The 7515-nt window shown below is 35.2% G+C and carries 6 protein-coding genes; 1 reads left to right on the top strand and 5 read right to left on the bottom strand.

Going from position 1 to position 7515, the window contains the following annotated elements; genetic code table 11:
* Positions 1-3296, bottom strand: a 3296-nt coding sequence (locus Q1A60_RS21385) for an IgGFc-binding protein (RefSeq protein ID WP_299770314.1), incomplete at its 3' end; no start/stop codon positions are given.
* Positions 3297-3501: 205 nt separating this feature from the next.
* Between Q1A60_RS21385 and Q1A60_RS21380 the strand changes: the two genes are divergently transcribed.
* Positions 3502-3900, top strand: coding sequence for an OsmC family protein (locus tag Q1A60_RS21380; RefSeq protein ID WP_299770332.1), 399 nt, complete (start codon positions 3502-3504; stop codon positions 3898-3900).
* 87 nt (positions 3901-3987) lie between these two features.
* Here the strand turns inward: Q1A60_RS21380 and rplT are convergent, their stop codons facing one another.
* The 4 genes from rplT to thrS form a co-directional block, all read right to left on the bottom strand.
* Positions 3988-4332, bottom strand: a complete 345-nt coding sequence (rplT, locus tag Q1A60_RS21375) for a 50S ribosomal protein L20 (protein WP_299770347.1) — start codon at positions 4330-4332, stop codon at positions 3988-3990.
* 99 nt (positions 4333-4431) lie between these two features.
* Positions 4432-4629: a 50S ribosomal protein L35 gene (rpmI, locus tag Q1A60_RS21370; RefSeq protein ID WP_089374115.1), complete on the bottom strand. Its 198-nt coding sequence runs from the start codon at positions 4627-4629 to the stop codon at positions 4432-4434.
* 130 nt (positions 4630-4759) lie between these two features.
* Positions 4760-5272 (bottom strand): translation initiation factor IF-3, encoded by a 513-nt coding sequence (gene infC / locus Q1A60_RS21365; protein ID WP_299770445.1) that lies wholly within the window; start codon positions 5270-5272, stop codon positions 4760-4762.
* A 60-nt stretch (positions 5273-5332) separates the two neighbouring features.
* On the bottom strand, positions 5333-7279 hold the full coding sequence (gene thrS, locus Q1A60_RS21360) for a threonine--tRNA ligase (protein ID WP_299770405.1): 1947 nt from the start codon (positions 7277-7279) through the stop codon (positions 5333-5335).
* Positions 7280-7515: the final 236 nt, after the last annotated feature.

Raw genomic sequence — 7515 nt, 5'->3', positions numbered from 1 at the left:
GGTAAAACATTTGTATAATTAGAGATATCTGGAATCGCATTTACCTCACTCTGTGCTTCTTGAAGTGTCTCATAATACGTAACCGTTAGTAGTTGACCCGCAGGGAATAATGCTAAAACTTGTGGAGTAGCATCACTGAAATCAAAGGTTGAAATACCATCGCTATCTGTATCACAGGCAGTATATTCAAGCAAGAAACCTGCTGGAATTTGAGAGGTATCTACTTCTAGTAATAACTGAGCAGGGCGAGAACATCCATTAACTGTAGTAACAATAACGTCTATAGTTTCATTATTTATAGTGTTATTAACAAATGCTATTGGATCTGGTATGGGAAAACCAAATGAATCAAAATATTGAAAAGTTTCATTAGCAAAATCAGCAGAGATTAATGACTCTCCTTCTGTTAAATTAAATACTGAAAAGCCATCAGTATCATCATCACACTGAGTTAATAAAGGTGCTGGATTTATGATTACTGGTAAAGGTGCAACATCTAATTCAAGAGGAATTACAGTAAAACAATCTGTAAAATTATCATTTTCAAGTCTAATCGCTATTGTTTGACCGCCCGCTATTGTATTTGTAAATAATAACGGAAGTGGATTTTGATCTAGAAGCGCATCATTTGCATTTATATGATATGTAAGTGTAAACTGTGTTGGATCTTGTGTTCCTAAAATGGTGTTATTTAATGTGGCTAAATTAAATTCTACAAAACCATTGATATCACTTCCATCTGCGGTATTATCACATACAATAAACGGCCCTGGATCTACCGGAATAGGACGTTGGTTTACTATAACCATAAATGAAGAAGTATCAAAACAGCTATCATTAATGGAGTTTTCTACGCGAATAAATATTTCATCTGTTGGCGAATTGTAACCTCCAGCTGTTACTAAGGGCGCTACATTATTATTGGCATCATCTTGTGATAAGTGAAAACTAACTTCAACTTCTGCTGGAGTAAGTGGTGCAATAATAAAAGGAATTAAACCATCAAGGTCAAAAATTTCTAGCCCGTCATTTGAAGTGTCATCACAATTAATCTGATCTGGTACTTGATTTATAACTGGAAGTATATCAACGATAAGGTTGATAGGAGTTGTATCAAAACAAACAGCGCTTAAATTATTTTCTATTCTTGCAAATATTGTAGATGTTCCTGCTTGATATGCACCAGGAGTAGCTATAGGAGCAGTTCCATTTGTTGCATCTAAGGGGGTTGTGTGAAATGTTACCGTATATGACAATGGGTTTTGAGTTCCTAAAACTGTAGCTTCTAAAGAGATAAGGTTAAAAATTGCAAGGCCATCATTAGTAGGGTCATCACAAACGATTTGATCTGGAACTGGATTTGCAATAGCAAAATCATTTACAGTAATTATAAAAGAAAGCTCAGAAGTACAATTATCAGGATCAGCTTCTATTTCATCAAATACATAAATAGTTGTTGTGGTTGTGATAGGAATAGTCCAGTCAATAACATTTGTAGTAGGGTTAGATTGTGGTCCATCATAATATTGTGGATTGTTTAGGAAATTTCCAGATATTGTGCCTGGGTCTGGTAGTGAAAATGTTTCACAAGCATCCACATTAGGAATAGGGTCTAATGCAGGAGCATCAATTAGTGTGATTGTTATATCTACATCTATAGGGTCACAATCACCTATAGCAACATAGTTATAAATGAGTGATGGATTAGAAATAGGATCTGTTAGAGGATCAAAAATATCTGTTCCACTATTAAGAGGAGGAGTCCATGTTCCTCCGGTAGGCGGATTCCCATCAAAACGATCTAATAAATTTATAGGTCCAGCATTTGTACAAACATCTGTTTCTGTATCTTCTGGAGTTACTGCAAAACCAGAGTAGTATCCTCCAAATCCTGCAGATCCACCTAGTCCTTGTGCTACATCTCTATTGTCACTTCCAAAAAGACCGACAGCGATAGGTCCATCTGCTATAATTGAGATATCTCCCATTTGATCGGCTAGGAAATATGTTTCCCAATCAGGTGTTCCTGGATTTGCTAATGCATCTGCAGCAGGAATCACAGTTCCATTTACAGTAACAATATTTCCTACTCTTGAGGTAATTAAAAGATTTCCTACATAGTCTTCAATACTATTGGGGTATATTTCATCTACAGCAGGTATCAAATCAACATCATTTTGAAAGAAACAACTTAAGGGTGGAATAAAATTCATTCCAGGAGTTGCATCAGGTACATCTGGAGGTGTGACGGTTTGGTTATTTATACCAGATCTACCAGCTAAAAATTGATATACATAAATACTCTTTGTATCATCATTGGTGCTGATATACATATTTCTATGTATAGCATTTGGATCTGCAGGTAAGTACAAGTCATCATTATCTAGAATGAAATGTTCCCCAGTATTTAAGGTAACCCCAATTGGATTTCCATTTACAAATAGTTCTGTATTATCTTGGTTAGCTATAATAAGAGGTCTTTCAGAAACAGGGTTTCCACCACCGCGTATTAGCATGTATTCAAAACCCGTTGCACTTTCATCTACGATTTGATCAATCATATGGTCGGACCATTGATTTGCAGAAGTGTCTGGATTAGGCATGGTTCCTCTTAAATTTCCGCTATTTACAACAATGGGTTTGTCGGCAGTTAATAGCGCTCCAATAAATCCTTCATTATTATCAGGGTCTCCACTATATCCAGAAACTACAAAAATTTGTCCAGCATTAAGAGTTGGGTTGGTATTTAATCCATTTTGAAAAGTCATATTTGGATCAAAGTCAGAAAAAGATAATGTTGTATTATCTTCTGTAGCCATTACGGATGCAAAAAAATTATGAGCAGAATTGTTAGGATTAAGAGGGGCACTTCCAAGTCTAAAACTTTGACCTAGTGCGTCTTCACCTTTTGCTGTTAAGTAGCCTGCATGATTAAAATTATAAGTTCTTAAACTAACATAGAATAATTCTGTAGATTCTAGTATAAGCCCTTTTCCTGTAATAGGAGTGTTAAGTTCAAAATTTTGTACAACTACAGGAGAATTACCTACTAGAGTAGGTTCGTATATAGCAGGATTTCCTTGAGAAATCGTAAGTGTTGTTAAGAGTGTTCCGTCACCACTTGATATCGTTACATTAATAGGCGTAGGAAAAGGAGTCGATACATATACTGTTGCATCAGTGATATCAATACGTCCATGTAAAGGTGGTATATAATGAGTGCTCCCTAATTGAGCAAGTGATGGTAATGTAAATAAAAGTAAAAAAAGAAATGGTAAGTAGTTTTTTAATTTCATAACCTTTAGATAAATGAATATAAGGTTTTTAAAAATAAGTATATAATTTAAGATAGCTTTAAAGAATCAACGTTTTAACAGTTGTATTGCTGATGATATGTGTTAATTTTAGATAAAAGGCTTTCTTTCTAATACAATAATTCCTTACTTATATTAAGTATTTATTTGCTTTCGCGAAAGCGTTATATTTACAAAAAGAACAAGTATGACAAGTAAAGTAACATATTTAGGAGACCTCAGAACTGAGAATATACATCTTAAATCAGGTAATCGTTATTTAACAGACGCCCCTACAGACAACAAAGGAAAAGGGGAGGCGTTTTCCCCAACGGATACGGTGGCTACAGGACTTGCAAACTGTATGCTTACTATTATGGGAATAAAAGCAAACCAGATGGAACTTTCTATAAAAGGAACAACTGCAGAAGTCACCAAAACAATGAGTGCAGGTCCTAGAAGAATTTCAAAAATTAAAGTGGTATTTGATTTTCCTGAAGGGATAGATTCAAAATCTCAAAAAATATTAGAACATACGGCAAATAGCTGTCCAGTGCACTATAGTTTGCATCCAGATATTGAGAAGGAAGTGATTTTTAATTGGTAGGTTAAACAATACGATTTAAAAAGCCCTGCTTATAAATAAACAGGGCTTTAAAAAGAGTTAATTGTTATTATAAATTCGGCTTGAGCCTTATTTTACTTTGTTTACTATTGCTGCAAAAGCTTCTGGGTGATTCATAGCAAGGTCTGCAAGCACCTTACGGTTAAGCTCGATATCATTTGCTTTTACTCTACCCATAAACTGAGAATAAGACATTCCGTGCATACGTGCACCCGCGTTGATACGAGTAATCCATAAAGAACGGAAATTTCTTTTCTTTTGGCGACGGTCTCTGTATGCATATTGCATCGCTTTGTCCACCGCATTTTTTGCAACTGTCCAAACGTTTTTACGACGTCCGAAATAACCTTTTGCTTGCTTCATTACCTTTTTTCTTCTGGCTCTTGAAGCTACTGCGTTTACTGATCTTGGCATAATTTTACTTTTTTTGTAGTAGGCGGTCTTAAAGACACTTGCTCAATTTAATGGCCTAACTCCAGGGTTTATAAATTTTAATGTAACCGGTTAAGTTAATTACTTCATGCGAAGCATTAATTTAACATTGTTTTCATCTGCTTCATGAACTAATCCGTCATGAGTCAGTTTAAGCTTACGTTTTTTAGATTTTTTTGTCAGGATATGACTCTTAAAAGCGTGCTTTCTTTTGATTTTACCAGTTCCTGTAAGCTTAAAACGCTTTTTAGCACTGGATTTTGTTTTCATTTTAGGCATCTGTTCCTAGTTTTATTAATTAACTCTTTTCTCTTTTATGACCTTTTTTACGAGGCATTTTATCGTTAATAAACCCCTGAATTTATTAAATTCAAGGGTTTATTATATTGTGTTACCGTTTAAGGTATTATTATTTTTTCTTTGGCGCGATAAACATTGTCATACGTTTACCTTCCAAGCGCGGTAATTGTTCTACTTTTCCTAACTCCTCTAATTCTTGAGCTAGCTTAAGTAAAAGAATCTCTCCTTTGTCTTTATATATGATAGAACGTCCTTTAAAGAAAACATAAGCTTTAAGCTTAGCGCCTTCTTTTAAGAATTTCTCCGCATGTTTCTTTTTAAATTCGTAATCATGATCATCTGTATTTGGCCCAAAACGTATTTCTTTAATAATCACTTTAGAGGCTTTCGCCTTCATGATTTTTTCACGTTTCTTTTGCTCATATACATACTTCTTGTAGTCAATGATCTTACAAACTGGGGGAGAAGCATTAGGTGATATTTCGACAAGATCAAGCTCTTGTTCCTCGGCTATGTTTAATGCTTTTGCGATAGGATATACTCCTACTTCAACATTGTCTCCTACAAGTCGTACCTCACGGGCACGAATTTTTTGATTGATCTTGTGTTGATCTTCCTTGATGATCCTTGCGGGACCTTTCGATCTTTTTCTACGTATTGCTATGGCTTACTATATTTAAAATTAAACTTCAAATGTTTTTATTGTGGCTTCAACTTCGGTTTGTACCGCTTTCGCGAAAGCGTCCACTGTCATACTCCCCATGTTGTCACCTCCATGACGTCTTACAGATATTGTGCCATCTTTTTCTTCTTGCTCGCCTATGATAATCATAAAAGGGATTTTTTGCATTTCTGCTTCCCTAATTTTCTTACCCATAGTCTCGCCTCTATTATCTGCAAGGGCGCGAATTTCGTGATTTTCTAGCAAATTTAAAACTTTTTTGGCGTATTTCTCATATTTCTCACTCAGTGTAAGTATAATAGCTTGTTCTGGCATAAGCCATAAAGGGAAATTACCGCCAGTATGTTCAAGTAAAATTGCGATAAAACGTTCCATACTTCCAAAGGGCGCTCTATGAATCATGACAGGTCTATGTAGTTCATTATCACTGCCTTTGTAGGTGAGTTCGAAGCGTTCGGGTAGGTTGTAATCTACTTGAATAGTTCCTAATTGCCAGCTTCTGCCCAGCGCATCTTTGACCATAAAATCTAATTTTGGCCCGTAAAAAGCAGCTTCACCAGTTTCGACAACATAGTTCAGTCCTTTCTCTTTTGCGGCGTTAAGAATGGCATTTTCTGCTTTTTCCCAGTTTTCGTCACTACCTATATACTTTTCAGGCTTTTCAGGATCTCTTAAAGATACCTGCGCTGTAAAGTTTTCAAAACCTAAAGATCCAAAAACATAAAGAACTAAATCAATAACATTTTTGAATTCATAGTCAATTTGATCAGGAGTACAGAAAATATGAGCATCATCCTGGGTAAAACCTCTAACGCGAGTTAATCCATGTAATTCACCGGATTGCTCATAACGATATACAGTTCCGAATTCAGCATAACGTTTTGGAAGTTCTTTGTAGCTCCATGGACGTGCATTATACATTTCACAATGATGAGGACAGTTCATTGGTTTTAGTAAGAACTCTTCGCCATCTGCAGGCGTGTTAATAGGTTGAAAGCTATCCTCTCCATATTTAGCATAGTGTCCAGATGTTACATATAATTCTTTTTGAGCGATATGTGGAGAGACTACCATTTCATACCCTGCTTTTTTCTGAGCATCTTTTAGGAAATTTTCAAGTCTTTCACGTAAAGCAGCTCCTTTTGGTAGCCATAAAGGAAGGCCTTGTCCTACTTTTTTAGAAAATGTAAAAAGCTCTAATTCTTTACCTAATTTTCTATGATCTCTCTTTTTAGCTTCTTCAAGAAGTTCTAAATATTGCTTTAAATCTTTCTGTTTAGGGAACGATGTACCATATACACGCGTAAGCTGTGGTTTGTTTTCATCTCCTCTCCAATAAGCACCAGCAACACTCATGACCTTTACAGCTTTTATAATACCAGTATTAGGTATATGTCCGCCGCGACATAAATCAGTAAAACTATCATGATCGCAGAAGGTAATTGTTCCGTCTTCTAGATTTTCAATAAGCTCAACCTTATATTCGTTTCCTTCGGTCTTGTATTTGTCTAAAGCCTCTGCTTTTGTAACCGATCTCATTTTAAAATCATGTTTTCCTCTAGCGATTTCTAGCATTTTATCTTCAATGCGTTTAAAATCTTTATCAGAAATTACATGATCACCAGTGTCTACATCGTAATAAAAACCATTTTCAATTGAAGGGCCTATCGTAAGTTTAACGCCAGGATATAATTCTAGTAAAGCTTGAGCAAGAACATGAGATGATGAATGTCTGAAGGCTTCTTTTCCTTCATCATCATTCCAGGTGTATAAAACTATAGATCCATCGGTGGTTAATGGGGTAGAAGTTTCAACGGTTTCATTGTTGAACTTTGCAGAGATAACATTTCTAGCAAGTCCTTCGCTAATACTTTTTGCGACGTCAATTGGAGTCGTCCCATTTTCCATTTGTTTTACACTGCCATCTGGCAAGCTTATATTGATCATAATATTTTATTTACAAAGCAAAGATAATGTCTTCTAGTATGGTGTACAATATCCAAACGATCTATTAATGTAACTTCTTTAAAGTTCTTCATTTTCTGCGTGCATTTAGTAGTCTATATATTAAGGTAAGTTGCGGTTATTTTCGTGTGGTTTATGTATTTGTTTTTCAGGTAATTGTATATTTTTCAAAAAAAGTTGAATAAATATTGTTTTTAATTAAAAAAGGGGTGTTATCT

It is taken from the genome of uncultured Dokdonia sp., from assembly GCF_947492535.1.
Lineage (GTDB): Bacteria > Bacteroidota > Bacteroidia > Flavobacteriales > Flavobacteriaceae > Dokdonia.
Note: the sequence above shows the minus strand (reverse complement) of the source record. Positions and strands in the feature narration are given on the sequence as shown.